The organism is Arthrobacter globiformis, from assembly GCF_030815865.1.
GTDB lineage: Bacteria > Actinomycetota > Actinomycetes > Actinomycetales > Micrococcaceae > Arthrobacter > Arthrobacter globiformis_B.
Genome location: NZ_JAUSXI010000001.1, coordinates 4691706 through 4708734, shown reverse-complemented (window position 1 = coordinate 4708734; position 17029 = coordinate 4691706). Strand labels below are relative to the sequence as shown.

Below are 17029 nucleotides of genomic sequence, written 5' to 3'. Positions count from 1 at the left end.
AGGCAAGCTCAGGAGTACAGGCAAGCGCAGGATTTAGCCGGTTTTCGCGCAGCTTTCGAAGCTTCGCCGAAGCTTCGGGCCAGCAACGGGGCTGCGGCCGGCCGCGGAAAATACACTGGAATCAGCCTTCCTTTGGCTTTCCCCGCTGGCCCTCAGTTCGTTCGAAGGAACCCAAAATTCGCGCTTCGTCTGTTCTCCGTCCTGCCCTGGCCTCGCTGCTGCTGACGGCCTTGGCCGCCCCCATCGCCGGAGTGTCAGCCGGTGCTGCCGCTTCGGAAACCGGGGCGGGAGCACCGGCTGCCCGCTACATCGTGCGCTACTCCGCCGGGACCGACGTTTCCTCGGCCGTGCGGAACCTGCGCTCGAGGAACATCGCCGTCGGACGCACGTTCGCCAAGGCGATCCGGGGCGCAGTGGTGACGGCGACGCCCGGGCAGGCGGCGGGCCTGTTGCGGTCGGCCGGCGTGGCCGCCGTCGAACCCGATGCCCCGGTAACGGCTGCCGACACCCAGCAGTCCGCTACGTGGGGCCTGGATCGCATTGACCAGCGCGCCCTACCGCTGTCCGGGACCTACATTTCGGCGTCTTCAGGTGCCGGCGTGAGCGCGTACGTGGTTGACTCCGGCGTGCTGTCTGCGCACGCGGAGTTCGGCGGCCGCGTTGCCTCGGGGTGGTCGGCGATTTCCGACGGACTGGGCACGGGGGATTGCAACGGCCATGGCACGCACGTTGCCGGCACCATCGCGGGAAAGACCTACGGCGTGGCCAAGGCGGCCACGGTGGTCCCCGTCCGCGTGCTGGACTGCACCGGTTCGGGCTTCAACTCGGACGTGATTGCCGGGCTGGAGTGGGTCGTCTCCAACCATCAGGCCGGTACCCCGGCGGTGGCCAACCTGAGCCTCGGCAGCACCGCCAGCGCCATGGTGGACGCCGCGGTGCAGGGCATCATCAACGACGGCGTCACCGCAGTGGTCGCCGCCGGAAACTCCGCCGCCGATGCGTGCAACAGCTCCCCGGCCCGCGTTGCCGGCGCGCTGACCGTTGCCGCGAGCGACTCCGCGGACAAGCAGGCACCGTTCTCCAACTACGGCAGCTGCGTCGACCTGTACGCGCCGGGCGTGGGCATCAAGTCCGCTTCCCATGCCTCAACCACGGCGACGGCCCTGATGAGTGGCACCTCGATGGCCTCGCCGCATGTGGCTGGCGCCGCGGCGGTGATGCTGTCCCGGTCGCCGGGGCTGGTGCCGGCGGACGTGGCGTCGAAGCTGCTTTCTGCCGCCACCTCCAGCGCGGTCTCGGGCGCTACCACCGGGACGCCGAACCGGCTGTTGTTCTCCGACCCGGCAGTTGCGGTCCTCACCGCACCAGCCGCGACAGCACTAAGCCCAGCGGCCAATTCTTCCGGCGCCGCCGTGGGAGCCAACGTCACCGCCACCTTCGGCACCGCGGTCCAGGGCGTGGGCAACTCTACGTTCGTCCTGCGGAACGCCGCCGGCGCAACGGTGCCCGCGGCCGTCAGTTACGACGCCGCCACGCGTACCGCAATATTGAACCCGGAGGGCCTACTCAATGCGTCGCAGAAGTACACGGCGACGCTGACCGGCGGATCCTCGGCCGTCCGCGACGCCGCAGGCACGCCCTTCGTGACGGGCAGCTGGTCCTTCACCACCGCAGCAGCCCCAACGGTCACGGCACGCACGCCGGGCGCGAACGGCACCGCCATTGCCGCCGGAAGCAACATCACGGCCACCTTCAGCACGGCTGTCCAGGGCGTAACCGGCAACAGCTTCCTCCTGAAGAACGCTGCCGGGACTGTGCTGCCGGCCGCCGTCACGTACGACTCCACCACCCGCACCGCCACCCTGGATCCGGCGGCCAACCTCGCTAACGACGCCAAGTACGCGGTGACGATCACCGGCGGAGCCGCCGCCATCTTCGACACCGCAGGCACCCCGCTGGCCACCACCGGCTGGACGTTCACCACCGGCCCGTCCCCGGTCATCACGGCCATGACGCCGCGCCCGGGCGCCACGCTGGTGCGGCGCGCCAACAACATCGCGGTGACCTTCAGTGAAGCCATCCAGGGTGCCGGTACCGGCACCGTCACGCTGAAGAACGCCGCCACCGGCGCCACGGTGACGGCCACCGTTTCCCGCAACGGCACCACGAACCAGTGGATCCTGAACCCCTCGGCGACCCTGGCCGGGCGGACCAAATACACGGTCACCGTGACCGGAGGAACCGCGGCGGTCCGCGACCTCGCGGGCAACCCGCTGAAGTCGGCTGGCTGGACGTTCACCACCGGTTCTCTGTGATCTCCGGCAAAACCTGAGCCACACAAAACAGAGGCCGACGGCGGTTGTTCGCAACCGCCGTCGGCCTCTGTTTAGTTAGTGAACCGGGTCAGCCTGAAAGGCTAGTGGTAGGAGCCGAAATCGACCGTTCCGTATGCGTGGTCGGTCTTGGTTACCCTGTAGGAGTGCCGCCCCTCCTTGTCGTCGTACTTGATTTTGACGACATGGAGCACGTATTCGTGGCCACCCTTGCGGCCAGTGTCCTTGACGTTAGCCTTGGTGTGCTTTGTGACTTTGTCCTTAACGTTGTAAATATGGCCGTTCTTTTCCTCGATCTTTACCCACTTGCCGTGTTTCTTTTGGAAGATCCAGTGCTCAAACTTAACGTCAGTCTTCTTGTCACACCAGACTTTGAACTCGAACTTCACGTCGGCCGAGTTCCTCGAGCTCCTCGAGTAGTTGCCGTAGTCCGCTCTCTCCTTTACGTCCTTGGCCTTGACCCAGCACTCAACTTTTTTGTCGTTCTGGCCGTAGCCCGCAGCTGACGCCGGTCCCGCGACCGCCACGGAACCCACAATGAGGCTGAAGGATGCGGCTGAAACCAAAGCGAGTCTGGCTGCCAATGGGCGGCGCTGCCGCGTTGGCGAGGTGATGGTCATAGTTTTTGCTCCTGCCTAGGGATGCACATTCATTTTTGTTCGGGCAGGAATAGCAGATCACGGGGCGCGTGGAGACCTATCAACCACTTCTGCCACTTTATGATCGTCCACCGGGAATTGTCGGGTGGGCTTGGAGCCGGGTCCCCCTCAAGGGAAGTGTCCGGATCCGGTATTCCGAGTGTACCTCCGGAAGTGCGTGTCAACACTGATTTACCGAAACTGTCAACCTAGAGCGGTTGTTACCGCAATGAAGGGCAGTCGACGGCGGATCCTTTCGGCGTCGGCTGCCCTCCCTTTGCGGCGTGCTACTTGCGCAGGAAGGCGAGCAGGGCCTCGTTGACCTCTGCTCCGTGGGTCCAGAGCAGGCCGTGCGGGGCGCCGTCGATCTCCACGTAGTCGGCCTCTGGCAGGGCTTTGTTGAACTCCCGCCCGGTGGCGTCAATCGGCAGGATGTTGTCCGCCGTGCCGTGCACGATCAGGGCGGGGACGTCGATCTTCGGGATGTCGGCGCGGAAGTCGGTGAGCCAGGTGGGCTGGGCTGCCACCGAGGCGAAGGCGCCCGCGTTGGCGGCAAGATTCCAGCTTGCCCTGACGGACTCCTCACTGAGGCGGGGCGTGCCCAGGAATGTGTCGCTGTTGTAGAAGTTCTTCAAGAACTCGGTGAAGAAGGCATAGCGGTCCGCCGTGACCGCCTCGGTCAGGCCGTCGAACACTGACTGCGGGACTCCGGTGGGGTTGTCGTCGGTCTGCAGGAGGTAGGGCTCAAGCGATCCCAGGAAAGCAGCCTTGGACACGCGGGCAGACCCGAACGTGGAGAGGTACCGGGCCACCTCGCCTGTTCCCATCGAGAAGCCCACCAGCACCGCGTCGTTGAGGTCCAGGGTGGTGAGGACGGTGTTGAGGTCGCCCGCGAAGGTGTCGTAATCGTAGCCGGTGGTGGGCTTGCTGGACTTGCCGAAGCCGCGGCGGTCGTACGTGATGATGCGGTAACCGGCGTCGAGCAGGGCGGCGGTCTGCTTCTCCCAGGAGGACCCGTCCAGGGGATAGCCGTGGATGAGGACAACAGCCTGTCCGGTCCCGTGGTCTTCGTAGTAGAGCTCAATGTCGGTGCTGTTTTCCTGTCCAACGGTGATGAAAGCCATGTCTACATTCCCTTCGGTCTCGCGAGAACGGACGTCCTCAAGCGGTGTTACCAACCTATCCGGATCGCGGGCCGGTGCGCAGGGTCTGTGACAGGGCGTAGCCTGCAGGAATGGCAGCGGAGACCGGGATGTTGAGAACGGCATGAAACGAATTGGCTTCCTGTCCTTCGGCCACTGGGGACCGGTGCAGGGTTCCCGCACAAGGACTGCGCGAGATGCGCTGCTGCAGGGGATCGAGCTGGCCGTGGCCGCCGAGGAGCTTGGCATTGATGGCGCGTTTTTCCGCGTGCACCATTTCGCTCGCCAGCAGGCGTCACCGTTCCCGCTGCTCGCGGCGGCCGCAGCCCGCACCAGCCGCATTGAGCTCGGCACCGGGGTCATCGACATGCGTTACGAGAACCCGCTGTACATGGCGGAGGAGGCTGCGGCCACGGACCTCATCAGCGGCGGCCGGCTCCAGCTCGGCATCAGCCGCGGTTCACCAGAGCCCGCACGTAACGGGGCGGCGGCGTTCGGCTATGTGCCGCGGAACGGCGAGACGGAGGCCGACATGGCGCGCCGGCATGCCGAGGAGTTCCGGCGGGCCATCGCCGGCGCCGGCGTGGTGGAGGCCGACCCGAGATACGCCGGGGGAGCCACCGGGCTGCTGCCGGTCCAGCCCCGGTCCGAGGGGCTGCCCGAGCGGATCTGGTGGGGCGCCGGGACCCGGAAGACCGCGGTTTGGGCGGCCGAGCAGGGGATGAACCTGATGAGCTCCACCCTGCTGACCGAGGATACGGGGGTGCCGTTCCATGAGCTCCAGGCCGAGCAGATCGCGATGTTCCGTGGGGCGTGGGCGGCGGCCGGGCATGGCCATGAGCCGCGGGTTTCGGTCAGCCGCAGCGTCGTGCCGCTGGCCGATGACGAGGACCGGCAGTACTTCGGTTTGAGCGCCCTCCGCGAAGGCAAGGACCAGGTGGGCGCCCTCGACGGTACCCTTGCCCGCTTCGGCAAGAGCTATATCGGGGAGCCGGACGTCATAGCCCAGGAACTGGCCGCCGACGCCGCGGTGCAGGCCGCGGACACGCTCCTGCTCACCGTCCCCAACCAGCTTGGCGTGGAGTACAACGCCAAGCTGCTGGGAAACATCGCCCGCCATGTGGCCCCGGTGCTGGGATGGGTGCCGGCGGGGGCGTAATCTACTGGCGTCAAGACGCTTCCTCCTAGACTGGGACGCGACCGGCATTTCCCAGTGAGAGGCAGTGGCATGACCGACAGCAAGCGCAATCCGGAAGAGCCCAGCGACCTTCGGGGGCCGGGCGACCCGGACGCCGTCGAACAGGAGCAGCCCCATCCCGAGGCGGGCACGGCACGCAACATCCGTGAGGAACAGATGACACAGCCTGGCGGAACAGTACCGGCCAGCTACGTGGGCAGTGGAGCGCCGGAAAGCGAACACAAGCCGGAAGAGGCCGCGGACGAATCCGGGCTGTGGGACGCCGAGGACAGGTAGCTAAAGCCAGGGGATGATCCTGTCCGCGCGGGAACGCGTGGCTTCGATCAGCCGCGCGTTGGCCGCGTCCGGCCCGTTGGCCCAGGCCTCGGCCGCAGCGCGGTCCATGCCATAGAGCATGTGCCGTTCAACCAAGCGGCCAAGGCGCAGTTCACGCGGTGTGTCGATGAACCACACCTCGTCCAGCTGCGCCCGCACCTGCTGCCAGCGCGCATCGTCGCCGAGCAGGTAGTTGCCCTCGGTGATGATGACGGGGACGGCGGCGGGGATGGCCAGCGAAGCGGCCACGGGCTCATCGATCGTCCGCCGGAAGTCGGGTGCATACACGACGTCCTCGTCCCGGCGCGAAAGCCGCTGCAGGAGCGAAAGGTAACCGCCGACGTCGAACGTGTCCGGTGCGCCCTTGCGCTGCCGCAGCGGAGTGCCGTCAATGATGGCGTTGCCCAGGTGAAAACCGTCCATGGGCACCACAAGGGCGAAATCCGGGCCGAGGGCGTCGGCCAGGCAGGCCGAGAAGGTGGATTTGCCGGACCCCGGGGAACCAGCCACGCCGAGGAGAATCCGCCTTCCGGCGCTCATCCGGCTGCGCAGTCCGGCGACGGGGTGCTGGATTTCCACGGATTCGAATGCCCGGACGGCGCAGGGCTCAACTTTCGGAAGGGTCATGCACAGCATCCTAAGCGAGGCCCGGGACGCAGGTGTGTTGCGATGCGCTGAGGTTCAGTCGAGCGGAATGGTGATGGTAATGGCCGTGCCGGTGCCCGGAGCGGAGGTGATGTCCACCGTCCCGCCCGCTTCCTCGACCGCCTGCGAGATGGTCCTGAGTCCGTGGCCGTTGACTTGTTCCGCTGCCGGCGGAACCGATTCGAAGCCGGTGCCGTTGTCCGCGACCATGAGGCGGATGCCGTGGAACACAGCGGCAAGCCGGACAGTGACATCGGTGGCATGCGCATGCTTGAACGTGTTGCTCAGCGCCTCCTGCGCGGACTGATACAGCAGGGACGCGCAGCCGGACGAGATCTCAACGCCGTGATGGGGAGTCTCCCAGTGGACGCAGGTGCCCTGGCGGCGAAGGGGGACTGTGAGCCTGTCGATGCAGCCAGCGAGCCCCAGCCGGTAAAAGTCCAGCGGCTCACGGTCGGTGATGACACCGCCTACTTGGATGACTTCCTCGAGAGTTGCTGACCGGTTCATGGCGCCCTCCGCTTCCTAGCGGTCCTAGTTGCATGCTTTCCCTGGAAAGATCGCTCCTCCAGGGGCTGATGCTTAAGGGTGGCGCGGGCCGATCAGGCTTGCCGCAGGTTTACCCGGGGATCCAATCAAGTTTCCGCGAGGTCTTTGCACGCACCTACGGGGTGAGCATCCAGGGCTGCAACGGTTGCTGTGGGTATGTCACGGCATCGGCTGCATCCAGGACCTCCAGCGCAGTCATGTGCGCGGCCGCCGCTACTTCGCGGATCGGCTTGCCGTGGGTTACGGCTGCCGCCACTGCGTATTGCAGGGTTGCAGCTGCGGGGTCGTGCTCTACTACGGCGGATTCCAGCGTAGCCGCGGCCTCTTCCACCGCGCGGATATCTTCGTCCATCGGTACCCTCCTGTTCCTGCCCCATTGCAGTGACGCCAACGGCCCGTGGTCCGGCGCTGTTGCCGGGACGCCGTTCCCAAGACGAAGCGTCATGTTCCTAAAACAATAAGACAGACAGGTCTGTCTCTACCAGTACCAAGGTACACTGATTCTCTAATGAGTGCTCCTGATGCAACCGGGGATGCCTTGCTTCCTCCAGGGGTGCGTACCGGCCATAGTGAACCAGTGGACCGGATCCTCGCCACTGCCTACGAGCTTTTCTCCCACCGCGGTGTCCGCGACGTCGGAATCAATGAGCTGATCGAACGGTCCGGCGTGGCCAAGTCCACGTTCTACCGCCACTTCCCCTCCAAGGATGCGCTGGTTCTGGCTTTCCTCGCACTCCGCGACCAGGTTTGGACCGTGGACCTGATTGTCTCCGAGGCGAGGCGCAGGGGCACCACCCCCGAAGGGCGCCTGCTGGCCATCTTTGACGTCTTCGGTGATTGGTTCCAGCGCGACGATTTCGAGGCGTGCACCTTCATCAACGTCCTTCTGGAGATGGGCCCGGAGCATCCGCTTGGCGAGGCCAGCATCGGCTATCTCGCCAGAATCCGCGGCCACATCCAGGCGCTCGCCGACGAGGCCGGACTCGAACGCCCTGACGAATTCGCCCGCTCCTGGCACATCCTGATGAAGGGCTCCATCATTTCTGCTACTGAAGGCGACTTCCTCGCTTCCAAGCGGGCGCAGCAGATGGCCGGCTGGCTGATCGAGCACCACCGGAGCTGAAAGTGCCGACGGCCGGCCGCCGTCGGCTCCCTTCAGCTGCCGGTCCAAATCAGTCGCGCCGCAACAGGTTCCGGAGCGGGGCCGGGAGCCACCTCGACTTCGATCCTTCACCCGAGTCCTCGCTGCCTTGCGCCGGCCGGTCTGCCGCCCCAGCTGCGAAGTAGTCTCCGCCCGCCGGGAGGAAGCCGCCCGCCGCCAGGGAGTCGGCGCCCGCAGCCGGCGGCAGGCAGGCGTTCTCGCTCAGGTGGCACAGCAAGGCCTGCTCGGGGGACCCCGGATGCGAGGCCAGGTGCTGCAGCAGCCGGTGCCTGGCTTCTGATTGCACATCCGTGGTGGCGAGGATGTCCAGGATGAGTTCGATGACCTGCGCGCGCATCACCGTCCTGTCGATCGACCTTAGCGATTCGCTGCAGAAGTCATCCAACTCATCCGCTGCATCCCCGGGGCATCTACGTTCAGAGGGGACGTTTAGCCGACTGGGCTCACCAGGGGTGGCAATGCTACCGTCCATCAGGACCTCCGTGAATGATCGCGTTTCCCTCCAGGAATTCGGCTTTGGCTGATGGGGAGAGCTCCGCCACCACTATGCCGGGCCCCTGAAGAGGCGCGGGCTCCGCAACCGCCTGGTTCCAGACGTTGAGTGCTGCGAAAGTAACCACCGGAATACACAGCAGTAACAGCGTCTTCACTGGGGCTCCTCCGTTGGCTGCCTGATCCCTTGCATGACGCCAATCTGCAGCATGCCTCCTGTGAAAAGCTCGGTGCCCGCACCCCTCGATAGAAGGTTCCTCGCGGAATTTGGGGGGGGTAAGGGTGGTGAAAACGCCCGCTTTAGCGCGGGGCCCGGAGGTTGAGTCGGAAACTTCCCGGATTTTCATAAGGAAACTCTCAGGATTCCTGCTGGCGGGGCAGGAGGCTGCATGGGCAGCCCTTGGCAAGCGCCCCGACGGGCGCCTTAACAAGCGCTCCGCAAGGGCGTAGTTTTGTGGTGGTGGGACCCGTTCCCGCTTCCGCATCCTGCAGTGGGGCCGGAAGCTGACAGGAGGTAGCAGCGATGACCAACATATTCAGGCGGGCTGGCGTGGATTTCCCGGAACCCTTCCGCCGTTTCCTGGAGGGGGATCTGGAGGCGTGGCTCCGGGTGGAGGAATACCGGGAGGCCGGCTCCCTGGTGGTGAAGGCCGAAGCGCCGGGCATCGATCCTGACAATGATGTCGACATCACCCTCGCCGGCAGTCAGCTGCAGATTACAGTCCGCCGTGAAGAAAAATCGGAGCACAAGGACAAGGAAGGGTACCGCTCGGAATTCCGCTTCGGCACGTTTTCGCGAACGGTAAGCCTTCCCGCCCCGGTGAACCAGGAGGACATCCGCGCCTCGTACACCGACGGCGTTCTGGAAGTGCGCGTCCCGCTGCCCGAGGAGCCCGCTGCCGGAGCCCGGAAGGTCCGCGTCTCCCGCGGTGCTGGAACTGGTGGTGCTGGAACTGGCGGCTCTTCACGGGACATGGGGGAGGAGCCCGAGGGCCAGAGTTTCGGTGGCCCCTAGGCCGGCAGCTCAGCCCTCGTAGTGGGTCTTCGCCGGGCCCTGGCCGAGCGAGTCAACGACCGATGTCGCAACGCTGTGCAGCTTGATGTTGCGGGTACTCGACGCTGCCTTAAGCAGCTCAAAGGCTTCCTCCTGGCTGCACCGGTTCTGCGCCATGATCACGCCGACGGCGACGTCGATTACGGTTCGGGTTTCCAGCGCGGCCTTGAGATTGGCCGCAGCGTCGCTGTAGTGGGCGAAGCGCACGGCCAGCCGCAGGGCCATTGAGGTCTGGCTGACGAAGTCCTGCGCCAGTTCCAGGACCCGCCCCTCGAAACGGCCCGGCCGGTGTGAATACAGGTTCAGGGCGGCCCGGGTCTCGCCCTCGAGCACGAACGGAACGGCGAGGATGGAGCGAACGCCCTGCCCCAGGACCGTCTCGGCATAGCTTTTCCAGCGGTCGTGGTCTTTAAGATCCGTGATGTGGATGGTGACCTGCTCGCGCGAGGCCGTCATGCAGGGACCGTCGCCGAAAGCGTACTGGATCTCGTCCATGGCCTGCGCCTCGGGGCTGCTGCTTGCCACGGTAGCTGCCTTGCGGTGCCGCAACAGGGTCACGCCGCAGAGGACTTCGTCGCCGGGTACGGAGAGGCTGCGTGCAGAGATCCGGGCAAGCTCGTGGAGGAATTCACCTACGTCGGAGCTGGTGAGCACAAGCTCATTCAGGTGCTCCGTGATTGAGGTTTCAGGTTTTGCGGTCGACTCGCTGGCCACGATCTTTCAGTACCGTTTCGTTCGGGTCATGACGAACCAGCGGGCGCAGCGCAGGAGCCCCATGGCCGGGGCGGACAACAGCGAGCAAGGTGCCGGATCGAACAACAATCCAACGGCCTTCTGCTAAACCGTACCGAGAAAATATACACCAGTTCTTCACGAGCCATGACAGCGGTTACAGCCGCGGGCCCTAGGCTGGGGAAAGGTGCCGGGCGGCGGAGCCGCTGCGGCTAACGCAGCATGGCTGGCCAGGGCAGAGCCAGCAACAAACAGGAGGAGGCCGCAGTGAGAATAGCCGTAACGGGAGGCAGTGGAAAGCTCGGACAGAATGTGGTCCGCAGGCTTGTGGCGGACGGGCATTCGGTCCTCAACCTGGACCGGACGGGCAGCCGGAGTCCACAGTTCGCCGCCGTGGACCTGCGTAATTACGGGCAGGTTGTTGACGTCATCATGGGCCTGGATGACCGGCACCAGGGCTTCGACGCGATAGTCCATCTGGGCGCCATCCCGGCTCCTGGCCTGGTGCCCGACGCCGCCACGTTCGAAAACAACATGCTGTCCACCTACAACGTGTTCCAGGCGGCCCGGAGGGCCGGCATCAAGAAAATTGTGTACGCCTCAAGTGAGACGGTGCTGGGACTGCCGTTCGACGTCGACCCTCCGTACATCCCGGTGGACGAGGAGTATCCGGCCCGGCCGGAGAGCACCTACTCGCTGGTGAAGCACCTCGAGGAGCAGATGGCGATCCAGATGACGCGCTGGGATCCGGAGCTGAGCATCGTCGGCTTCCGGTTCTCCAATGTCATGGATCCTGAGGACTATGAGGAGTTTCCGTCCTTTGACTCGGACGCCGCCCTGCGCAAGTGGAACCTCTGGGGTTATATCGACGCGCGCGACGGTGCGCAGGCAGTGGCGCGCGCGCTGGAATACCGGACGCCGGGGTTCGAGGCCTTCATCATCGCCAACGAGGACACCGTCATGAGTCGCTCCAGTGCCAGCCTGGCGGCGGAGGTGTTCCCGCGAGTTAGGGTGACGAAGGAGCTGGGCGAGCATGAGACCCTGCTGTCCATCGACAAGGCCAAACGGCTCCTTGGCTACGCGCCCGAGCACAGCTGGCGGAACTACCACTCGACCCGCACGACGCCCACAGAGGACTGAGCGCCAACGGACACTTGAGGCCCCTGCGGCGTGGGTGGCCGGGGCCCTAAGTGTCCGTGAGGATGGTGGCGGCTGGTCTGGGACTGGCTGGCAGAGTGGTGCTGGCCGTTCAGCCGCGTGGACGTGACTCATCAAGTGACTGGCCCTGCAGGGTGTCTTTGCATGGATCTGTATCCGTACCAGCAGGCCTACCTGCCCTACAACCGTCTCGTCGACGGAACGGTCCACGACTGGTAACCACTGAGCGCGAACGGACACTTGCGGCCCCTGCGGCTTAGGTGGGCGCGGGCTTGAGTGTCCGTTCGCGCTTTTCTTGGGCGATGAGGCTAGACGCGGCGCTGGAGGCCGGGCACGCCGTCGTCGATCCGGAAGGACGCCTTGGTGCTGACCGCCGCACCCGGAGTGTTGACGTAGTCTAGCACCCGGAAATCTGCCGTCAGGGAATCCTTCGTGATGGTGGTCCGAACGTAGCCGCGCTGGTCGTTGAAGAACTTCAGGTGCTCGTTCCATGCCATGGTGGGGTCCGTGATGGAGCCCGTGCCGTTGCCTGTGGAAGTGACGGACGTGCACACCAGCTCAGAGCCCACCACCGGCGCGTCCGGATCCTTGTATTCCACCTTTACGTTGTTGGCCCAGCTGCGGTGGACGTCGCCGGTGAGGACGACGGCGTTGCGCACCTTGGCGTCCACCCAGCCCTGGGTGATGCGGCGGCGGGAGGATGCGTAGCCGTCCCAGCCGTCCATGGACACGTCGTCGATATCGGCGGCCTGGTTGCGGTCCCGCTCGGCGAAGAACACCTGCTGGCCCAGGAGGTCCCAGCGTGTCTTGGACTTCCGGAAACCGTCCAACAGCCACTGCTCCTGATCGGCCCCGGTGATGGTGCGGTTCTCCGCCAGGCGCTCCTGGACGTTCTTCCGCCAGCCGTCCCCCGCCAGCTGGTCGTCGCGATACTGGCGGGTGTCCATCATGTGGAAGTTGGCGAGCAGGCCCCACTGAACCGTGCGGTAGATCTTCATGTCTGCCCCGGCGGGCATGGACGGTGCGCGGAGCGGCATGTTCTCGTAGTACGCCTGGAACGCGGCGGCCCGGCGCTTCCTGAAGTTGGCCGCAGTGTCGTTCAGCTGGGCCGGGTCCGCGTTCTCCGGGACCTCGTCCGCCCAGTTGTTATCCACCTCGTGGTCATCCCAGACCACCAGCCACGGCGCCGCGGCATGCGCAGCCTGGAGGTCGGCGTCGGCCTTGTACTGGGCGTGGCGCTGGCGGTAGTTCTCCAGCGTCACCGTCTCCGGGCCCTCGTGGTCGCGGACGTTCCCGCCGCCGGTCACGCTAGGAGCCGTTCTTGTACTCGTACTGGTAGTCGCCGAGGTGCAGCACCAGATCCGGCTGGTCCTCGGCGAGGCGGGGTAGGCCGTGAAAAATCCGTGCTCGTACTGGGCGCAGCTGGCGAAGGACATGGCCAGGGCCGCCGGCGTTTCGTACCAGGCGGGGCTGGTCAGTGTGCGGCCGACAGGACTGATGTGGCGGCCGGCGCGGAACCGGTAGAAGTACTCGCGCCCAGGCTCCAGGCCGCGCAGTTCCGCATGGACCGAGTGGGCGCTTTCCGGCAGGGCCTGCTCCACGCCGCGCTGGACCACGTTCCGCATGGCAGGGTCCTCGGCAACCTCCCACGCCACGGCGACAACGCGGGAGGGCATGCCGCCCAGCCCGTCTTCTGCGAGCGGGTTGAGCGCGAGCCGGGTCCAGAGCACGAAACCGTCGGGCCAAGGGTCGCCGGACGCGATGCCGAGGGTGAAGGGATCTGTGGGGAGGCTCGCTTCTGCGTTCCGGGGATCGGCGACGGCGCTGCCGGGCAACGCGATGACGAGGCCGGCACCGAGGCTGCTGGTGATGAGTGTTCTGCGCGTGATGTCCATGGTCCCGAACCTAACGAGGCAGCTTGGACAGGCGAGGACGCGCGCGTGAATCGCGAGTGAACGGTAACACGCCGTCCGGCGAAGCGGCGGGCCGCTGCTACCTGGAAGGCTGCTGCTACTTGGAAGGCTGGGGCACTTCGCAGGTCAGCTTGGGGTTGGCGCCCATGTAGTTGAGCGGTCCGGCGGCGATGGTGATCGCCACGGTTCCGGCCTCCGTGCACGAGTCCGGGGAGCCGCCGAAGTAGCCCCGCTGAAACGCAGCGAATACGCCGATGATGAGCCAGATGACCACAAGCAATCCGATGATCCTCACGGCAGCCTCCGTCGCCCCGTTGCCACTTCAATGTGTGACTAATTATCCACCGCGCCTGTCATTCAGGACAGGGCTACCGGAACGGGTCGATCGGTCTTGCCGGGAAGCGTGTCCGGGCCTTTCAGCCGGGCCGGCAGCAGTGCAAGCGGCCCCGCAGCCAGGTCAGCTGGGTTCGGTGGTGTCCACCGGTGTTTCCTCGACGTCCGGGGTGTCCTCCGCGGTGGCAATCTGGTCGTTGCCTGGCGTTCCGGTCCGAGTGCTGTCCGTGCCCTCTTCCGGTTCGAACGTGTTCGGCTCGCCTGCGCCCACCGCGACGCCGGCGCCGGAGTCCGGGACGCCATCCCCTTGGGTCTGCGGTGAAGTTCCTCTGTTCTGGTCTTCCTGGCCGGTTCCTTCAGTGCTCATGTCGTCTCCTGAGACCTCGTGGGGCTGGAAGTTTTACCGTAACAGCGGGGAAGGACATCCGTAAGGGGCTCCGGGTTTCTGCCCGGCGGGTGCGGAACAGGGATAACCTTCAATTCAGGATCCGTTCCCGAGCGCACAGGCGGTCTTTCAGGTGGCAGAAGAATCAAGGGGCAACCAGGGCTGGTGGCGCGTCTTCCACGACAAGTTTGTGGTTGAAGAACGCTACATGGAACCCAGCGCGCGGAAAGCGCTCTACGTGACGGCGATCGTCCTAGCAGTTGTGGGGGCAGCCGTCTTCTTCGTAACGCTCGCAGGTGTTCTGGATCGTGACGGGCTGGCCAGCGCCGATGACGGGGCATGGAGGTGGCTCCTGACGACCCGCTCGCAGGTGCTGACCGTGGTGATGATTGTCCTGGCTGTCATCTTCGGGCCCGTGGCGCTGCCCATTATCGTCCTTGTTGTCACAGTGGCATGGGGCATCCTGGCGAAGCATGCGTGGCGGCCGATTTTGCTGGCGGCGGCAATGCTCACCGGCGTGGGACTGGCGCAGCTCATCGGCAGGTCGGTCGGCAGGGACCGCCCTCCCGTGGACCAGATGCTGTTCGGTGCAGACCACACCTTTTCTTTTCCCTCGGGCCACGTTCTGGGGGCCTCGGACTTCCTGCTGATAACGGCGTTCCTGGTCTTTTCCCGCCACCGGAAACCCAAGACGACGGTGGTCGGTTTCGTCTGCGCCATCATCGGAGTAATCTTGGCGTCCGTCAGCCGGCTGTACCTTGGCTATCACTGGGTGAGCGACGCCGTGGCTTCTGTGGCGCTCTCGCTGGTGGTGCTCGGCGCCGTGATAGCCATCGACACCTGGCGCACCGCCCGGGTGCCGGGCGAGAAAGTCACGGGCGAGCTTTCCAAAGCCGACACCCCCGACTGAAAGCATGGCCACCGAAGCCGATGTTCGCAGGATCTGCCTTGCACTGCCGGGCGTGACCGAACGCGCCAGTTGGAACCAGCCAGCCTGGTTCGCTAAAACCCTGATGGCCCGCATCTGGGAATCGGACGTGCTCACGGTCAAGACTGGGGAGCGCGAGGCTCTCGCAGGCACGGATCCGGAGACGTATTTCTGGACGCCGCACCATGAGCGTTCGCCGCAGTTGGTCCTTGTCCGGCTTTCAAGGGTCGACGGCGACCAGCTCGCCGAACTGCTCGAGGATTCCTTCCTGCTCGCCGGCGGCCGGCTGTAGCCGGCAGGGATCAATCGCCGCCGTCCGGGCGGGCGCTCCGGGCCCGGGCTAGTTGCAGCTGACGGCGCAGCCGGGCGTTGTCCATTTCCAGTTCCAGCACCTTTGCCACGCCCGCCAGGTTGAGCCCTTCGTCCAGGAGCTCAGCGATGCGGCGCAGGACCGCCAGGTCAGATTCGCTGTACTGGCGGGTGCCGCCGTCGGTCCTTTCCGGGGTCAGCAGGCCGCGGCGCTCATAGAGCCGGATGTTTTGCTGGCCCGTTCCCACGAGCTCCGCCACCACTGAAATGGCGTACAGCCCGCGCCCGGTGCTGTCCCGGTTGGCCATGTGATTCCCCGTCCAGATTTTTCTTGATTTTCCCCCTTGCCCCAGTTTGTCACCGGTGCTATAAAAAATCTATATCCGGCACCATAGATAAATGGTGGTGGATAGCCATAAAACCTACATGCTGAAGGGAGTGGGAAATGATGCTAATCCGTACTGACCCGTTCCGTGAGCTGGACCGACTCACCCAGCAGGTCTTCGGAACAGCAGCCCGTCCGGCGGCCATGCCGATGGATGCGTGGCAGGAAGACGGGGAGTTTGTGGTGGCCTTTGACCTGCCCGGGATTTCGCCGGACGCCGTGGATCTGAACGTTGAGAGGAACGTCCTCACTGTCCGGGCGGAGCGCCGGGATGCCACCCAGCCAAACGTTGAGCTGGTGGTTTCCGAGCGGCCGCGCGGCGTCTTCAGCCGCCAGGTCATTCTCGGGGACACGCTGGACGCGGACAAGATCAAGGCCAACTACGACCAGGGTGTGCTGACGCTGCGGATCCCCGTTGCCGAGCAGGCCAAGCCGCGGAAGATCGAGATCGAAAGCAAGGGCCAGCTGCATCAGATCGAGACGTAGCCGGGGCCTCCGCGCTGGCAGGGGCGGCCGTCGTCTAAGGCCGCCCCTGCCAGCGGCAACCAGCAACAACCCCTGCAATTGCAACAGGCTTCAGTGATGACCAGACCCGCACCGGATTACTATGCGGTGCTGCAGATTCCGCACCGCGCGTCGCAGCAGGAAGTCGCCCGCGCCTACCGCGCGCTGATGCGCCGCCACCATCCCGATGTTGCCAGCGGTGAAGCGGTACCAGCCGAACTGCAACTCGTCATGCGGGCCTTCTCCGTGCTTCGGGACCCGAAGCGCCGGGCCGCCTACGATCGCGAGGTCCTTCGTGCCGGGGCTCCCGAACCATCAGCCAGCCAGCCACAAAGCATTCCAGTCCACGTAATTCGGCACCGTGAACCGCCGCTGCGCGTCACCCCCGTCCGGTGGGAGAGCGGACCCTGGGCCTGAATCCGACTTGAACGTCAGAGGAGAACCACAACCATGAGCGATTGGCGCCGCTACGACTCGCATCTGATTCCGGCGTTCCATGAGCGCTTCGAGGAGCGCTGGGGCAAGGGCACGGCGCCGTTCCTCGACCCCGAGGCCCATGAGGAGCCGCTTCCCCGAGCACAGTGGATCAATCCCACAACCGGTGCCGCCCTGGCCGTGGTGCCCATCTGGTCGGACGACGACCGCCAGCACCGTACGTTCGGGGTGTTCTACCTCCCGCCAGCCGGGGACATTTGGGTGCTTCGCCCTGGCCATACACAGTTCCTTGACCCTGGTGAGGCCAGCTCCGCGAACCTGGTGGCCCTGCGGAATGATGCCTTCCGCAAGGCCGTGTCCCATGCCAACGAATTCCTCTTCGGCCCGCCACCGGTGGTGGACTGACCCGTGAGTGGACT

General features: G+C 65.3%; 22 protein-coding genes. 11 read left to right on the top strand and 11 right to left on the bottom strand.

The window, feature by feature from the left end; all coding sequences use genetic code 11:
* Positions 1 to 230 precede the first annotated feature (230 nt).
* Positions 231 to 2315: an Ig-like domain-containing protein gene (locus tag QFZ33_RS21985; RefSeq protein WP_307030963.1), complete on the top strand. Its 2085-nt coding sequence runs from the start codon at positions 231 to 233 to the stop codon at positions 2313 to 2315.
* 101 nt (positions 2316 to 2416) lie between these two features.
* Here the strand turns inward: QFZ33_RS21985 and QFZ33_RS21980 are convergent, their stop codons facing one another.
* Both QFZ33_RS21980 and QFZ33_RS21975 read right to left on the bottom strand, forming a co-directional pair.
* Positions 2417 to 2953 (bottom strand): hypothetical protein, encoded by a 537-nt coding sequence (locus QFZ33_RS21980; protein ID WP_307030961.1) that lies wholly within the window; start codon positions 2951 to 2953, stop codon positions 2417 to 2419.
* A gap of 305 nt (positions 2954 to 3258) precedes the next feature.
* On the bottom strand, positions 3259 to 4095 hold the full coding sequence (locus QFZ33_RS21975; RefSeq protein ID WP_307030959.1) for an alpha/beta fold hydrolase: 837 nt from the start codon (positions 4093 to 4095) through the stop codon (positions 3259 to 3261).
* A gap of 142 nt (positions 4096 to 4237) precedes the next feature.
* On the opposite strand from QFZ33_RS21975, the gene QFZ33_RS21970 reads away from it, so the two are divergent.
* Both QFZ33_RS21970 and QFZ33_RS21965 read left to right on the top strand, forming a co-directional pair.
* Positions 4238 to 5272 (top strand): LLM class flavin-dependent oxidoreductase, encoded by a 1035-nt coding sequence (locus QFZ33_RS21970; protein WP_307030957.1) that lies wholly within the window; start codon positions 4238 to 4240, stop codon positions 5270 to 5272.
* A 69-nt stretch (positions 5273 to 5341) separates the two neighbouring features.
* Positions 5342 to 5587: a hypothetical protein gene (locus tag QFZ33_RS21965; protein ID WP_307030955.1), complete on the top strand. Its 246-nt coding sequence runs from the start codon at positions 5342 to 5344 to the stop codon at positions 5585 to 5587.
* Here the strand turns inward: QFZ33_RS21965 and QFZ33_RS21960 are convergent, their stop codons facing one another.
* From QFZ33_RS21960 to QFZ33_RS21950, 3 genes are all read right to left on the bottom strand, one after another.
* Positions 5588 to 6253, bottom strand: coding sequence for a nucleoside/nucleotide kinase family protein (locus tag QFZ33_RS21960; RefSeq protein ID WP_307030953.1), 666 nt, complete (start codon positions 6251 to 6253; stop codon positions 5588 to 5590). It abuts the gene before it with no gap.
* 54 nt (positions 6254 to 6307) lie between these two features.
* Positions 6308 to 6781, bottom strand: coding sequence for a sensor histidine kinase (locus tag QFZ33_RS21955; RefSeq protein WP_307030951.1), 474 nt, complete (start codon positions 6779 to 6781; stop codon positions 6308 to 6310).
* A 154-nt stretch (positions 6782 to 6935) separates the two neighbouring features.
* Positions 6936 to 7172 carry a hypothetical protein gene (locus QFZ33_RS21950; protein WP_307030949.1) on the bottom strand — a complete coding sequence of 79 codons (237 nt, stop codon included), beginning with the start codon at positions 7170 to 7172 and terminating at the stop codon, positions 6936 to 6938.
* 156 nt (positions 7173 to 7328) lie between these two features.
* Here QFZ33_RS21950 and QFZ33_RS21945 point away from each other — a divergent pair, with 156 nt between their 5' ends.
* Positions 7329 to 7943, top strand: a complete 615-nt coding sequence (locus QFZ33_RS21945; protein WP_214856953.1) for a TetR/AcrR family transcriptional regulator — start codon at positions 7329 to 7331, stop codon at positions 7941 to 7943.
* 49 nt (positions 7944 to 7992) lie between these two features.
* On the opposite strand, the gene QFZ33_RS21940 is transcribed toward QFZ33_RS21945, so the two are convergent.
* The gene (locus tag QFZ33_RS21940; protein WP_307030947.1) at positions 7993 to 8319 is read right to left on the bottom strand and encodes a hypothetical protein; all 327 of its coding nucleotides are present in this window, start codon (positions 8317 to 8319) and stop codon (positions 7993 to 7995) included.
* 678 nt (positions 8320 to 8997) lie between these two features.
* Here QFZ33_RS21940 and QFZ33_RS21935 point away from each other — a divergent pair.
* Positions 8998 to 9489: an Hsp20/alpha crystallin family protein gene (locus QFZ33_RS21935; RefSeq protein ID WP_307030945.1), complete on the top strand. Its 492-nt coding sequence runs from the start codon at positions 8998 to 9000 to the stop codon at positions 9487 to 9489.
* A 9-nt stretch (positions 9490 to 9498) separates the two neighbouring features.
* On the opposite strand, the gene QFZ33_RS21930 is transcribed toward QFZ33_RS21935, so the two are convergent.
* The gene (locus QFZ33_RS21930) at positions 9499 to 10242 is read right to left on the bottom strand and encodes a GAF and ANTAR domain-containing protein (RefSeq protein ID WP_307030943.1); all 744 of its coding nucleotides are present in this window, start codon (positions 10240 to 10242) and stop codon (positions 9499 to 9501) included.
* 285 nt (positions 10243 to 10527) lie between these two features.
* On the opposite strand from QFZ33_RS21930, the gene QFZ33_RS21925 reads away from it, so the two are divergent.
* Entirely contained in the window at positions 10528 to 11400 is an 873-nt protein-coding gene (locus QFZ33_RS21925) for an NAD-dependent epimerase/dehydratase family protein (RefSeq protein WP_307030941.1), read from the top strand.
* A 326-nt stretch (positions 11401 to 11726) separates the two neighbouring features.
* Here the strand turns inward: QFZ33_RS21925 and QFZ33_RS21920 are convergent, their stop codons facing one another.
* From QFZ33_RS21920 to QFZ33_RS21910, 3 genes are all read right to left on the bottom strand, one after another.
* Positions 11727 to 13313: an alkaline phosphatase D family protein gene (locus QFZ33_RS21920; protein ID WP_307030940.1), complete on the bottom strand. Its 1587-nt coding sequence runs from the start codon at positions 13311 to 13313 to the stop codon at positions 11727 to 11729.
* A gap of 115 nt (positions 13314 to 13428) precedes the next feature.
* The gene (locus QFZ33_RS21915; RefSeq protein WP_076800319.1) at positions 13429 to 13626 is read right to left on the bottom strand and encodes a hypothetical protein; all 198 of its coding nucleotides are present in this window, start codon (positions 13624 to 13626) and stop codon (positions 13429 to 13431) included.
* Positions 13627 to 13788: 162 nt separating this feature from the next.
* On the bottom strand, positions 13789 to 14031 hold the full coding sequence (locus QFZ33_RS21910) for a hypothetical protein (RefSeq protein ID WP_307030937.1): 243 nt from the start codon (positions 14029 to 14031) through the stop codon (positions 13789 to 13791).
* A gap of 151 nt (positions 14032 to 14182) precedes the next feature.
* Between QFZ33_RS21910 and QFZ33_RS21905 the strand changes: the two genes are divergently transcribed.
* Together QFZ33_RS21905 and QFZ33_RS21900 are read left to right on the top strand one after the other, a co-directional pair.
* Positions 14183 to 14959, top strand: coding sequence for a phosphatase PAP2 family protein (locus tag QFZ33_RS21905; RefSeq protein ID WP_373427315.1), 777 nt, complete (start codon positions 14183 to 14185; stop codon positions 14957 to 14959).
* A gap of 4 nt (positions 14960 to 14963) precedes the next feature.
* Entirely contained in the window at positions 14964 to 15269 is a 306-nt protein-coding gene (locus QFZ33_RS21900) for an MmcQ/YjbR family DNA-binding protein (RefSeq protein ID WP_307030935.1), read from the top strand.
* Positions 15270 to 15279: 10 nt separating this feature from the next.
* Here the strand turns inward: QFZ33_RS21900 and QFZ33_RS21895 are convergent, their stop codons facing one another.
* Complete coding sequence (locus QFZ33_RS21895; protein WP_307030933.1) at positions 15280 to 15594, bottom strand: MerR family transcriptional regulator; 315 nt, start codon at positions 15592 to 15594, stop codon at positions 15280 to 15282.
* 140 nt (positions 15595 to 15734) lie between these two features.
* On the opposite strand from QFZ33_RS21895, the gene QFZ33_RS21890 reads away from it, so the two are divergent.
* From QFZ33_RS21890 to QFZ33_RS21880, 3 genes are all read left to right on the top strand, one after another.
* The gene (locus tag QFZ33_RS21890) at positions 15735 to 16157 is read left to right on the top strand and encodes an Hsp20/alpha crystallin family protein (protein WP_307031948.1); all 423 of its coding nucleotides are present in this window, start codon (positions 15735 to 15737) and stop codon (positions 16155 to 16157) included.
* Positions 16158 to 16253: 96 nt separating this feature from the next.
* Positions 16254 to 16592, top strand: coding sequence for a J domain-containing protein (locus QFZ33_RS21885; RefSeq protein WP_307030931.1), 339 nt, complete (start codon positions 16254 to 16256; stop codon positions 16590 to 16592).
* Positions 16593 to 16625: 33 nt separating this feature from the next.
* On the top strand, positions 16626 to 17015 hold the full coding sequence (locus QFZ33_RS21880) for a hypothetical protein (RefSeq protein WP_307030929.1): 390 nt from the start codon (positions 16626 to 16628) through the stop codon (positions 17013 to 17015).
* The last annotated feature ends 14 nt before the right edge of the window (positions 17016 to 17029 follow it).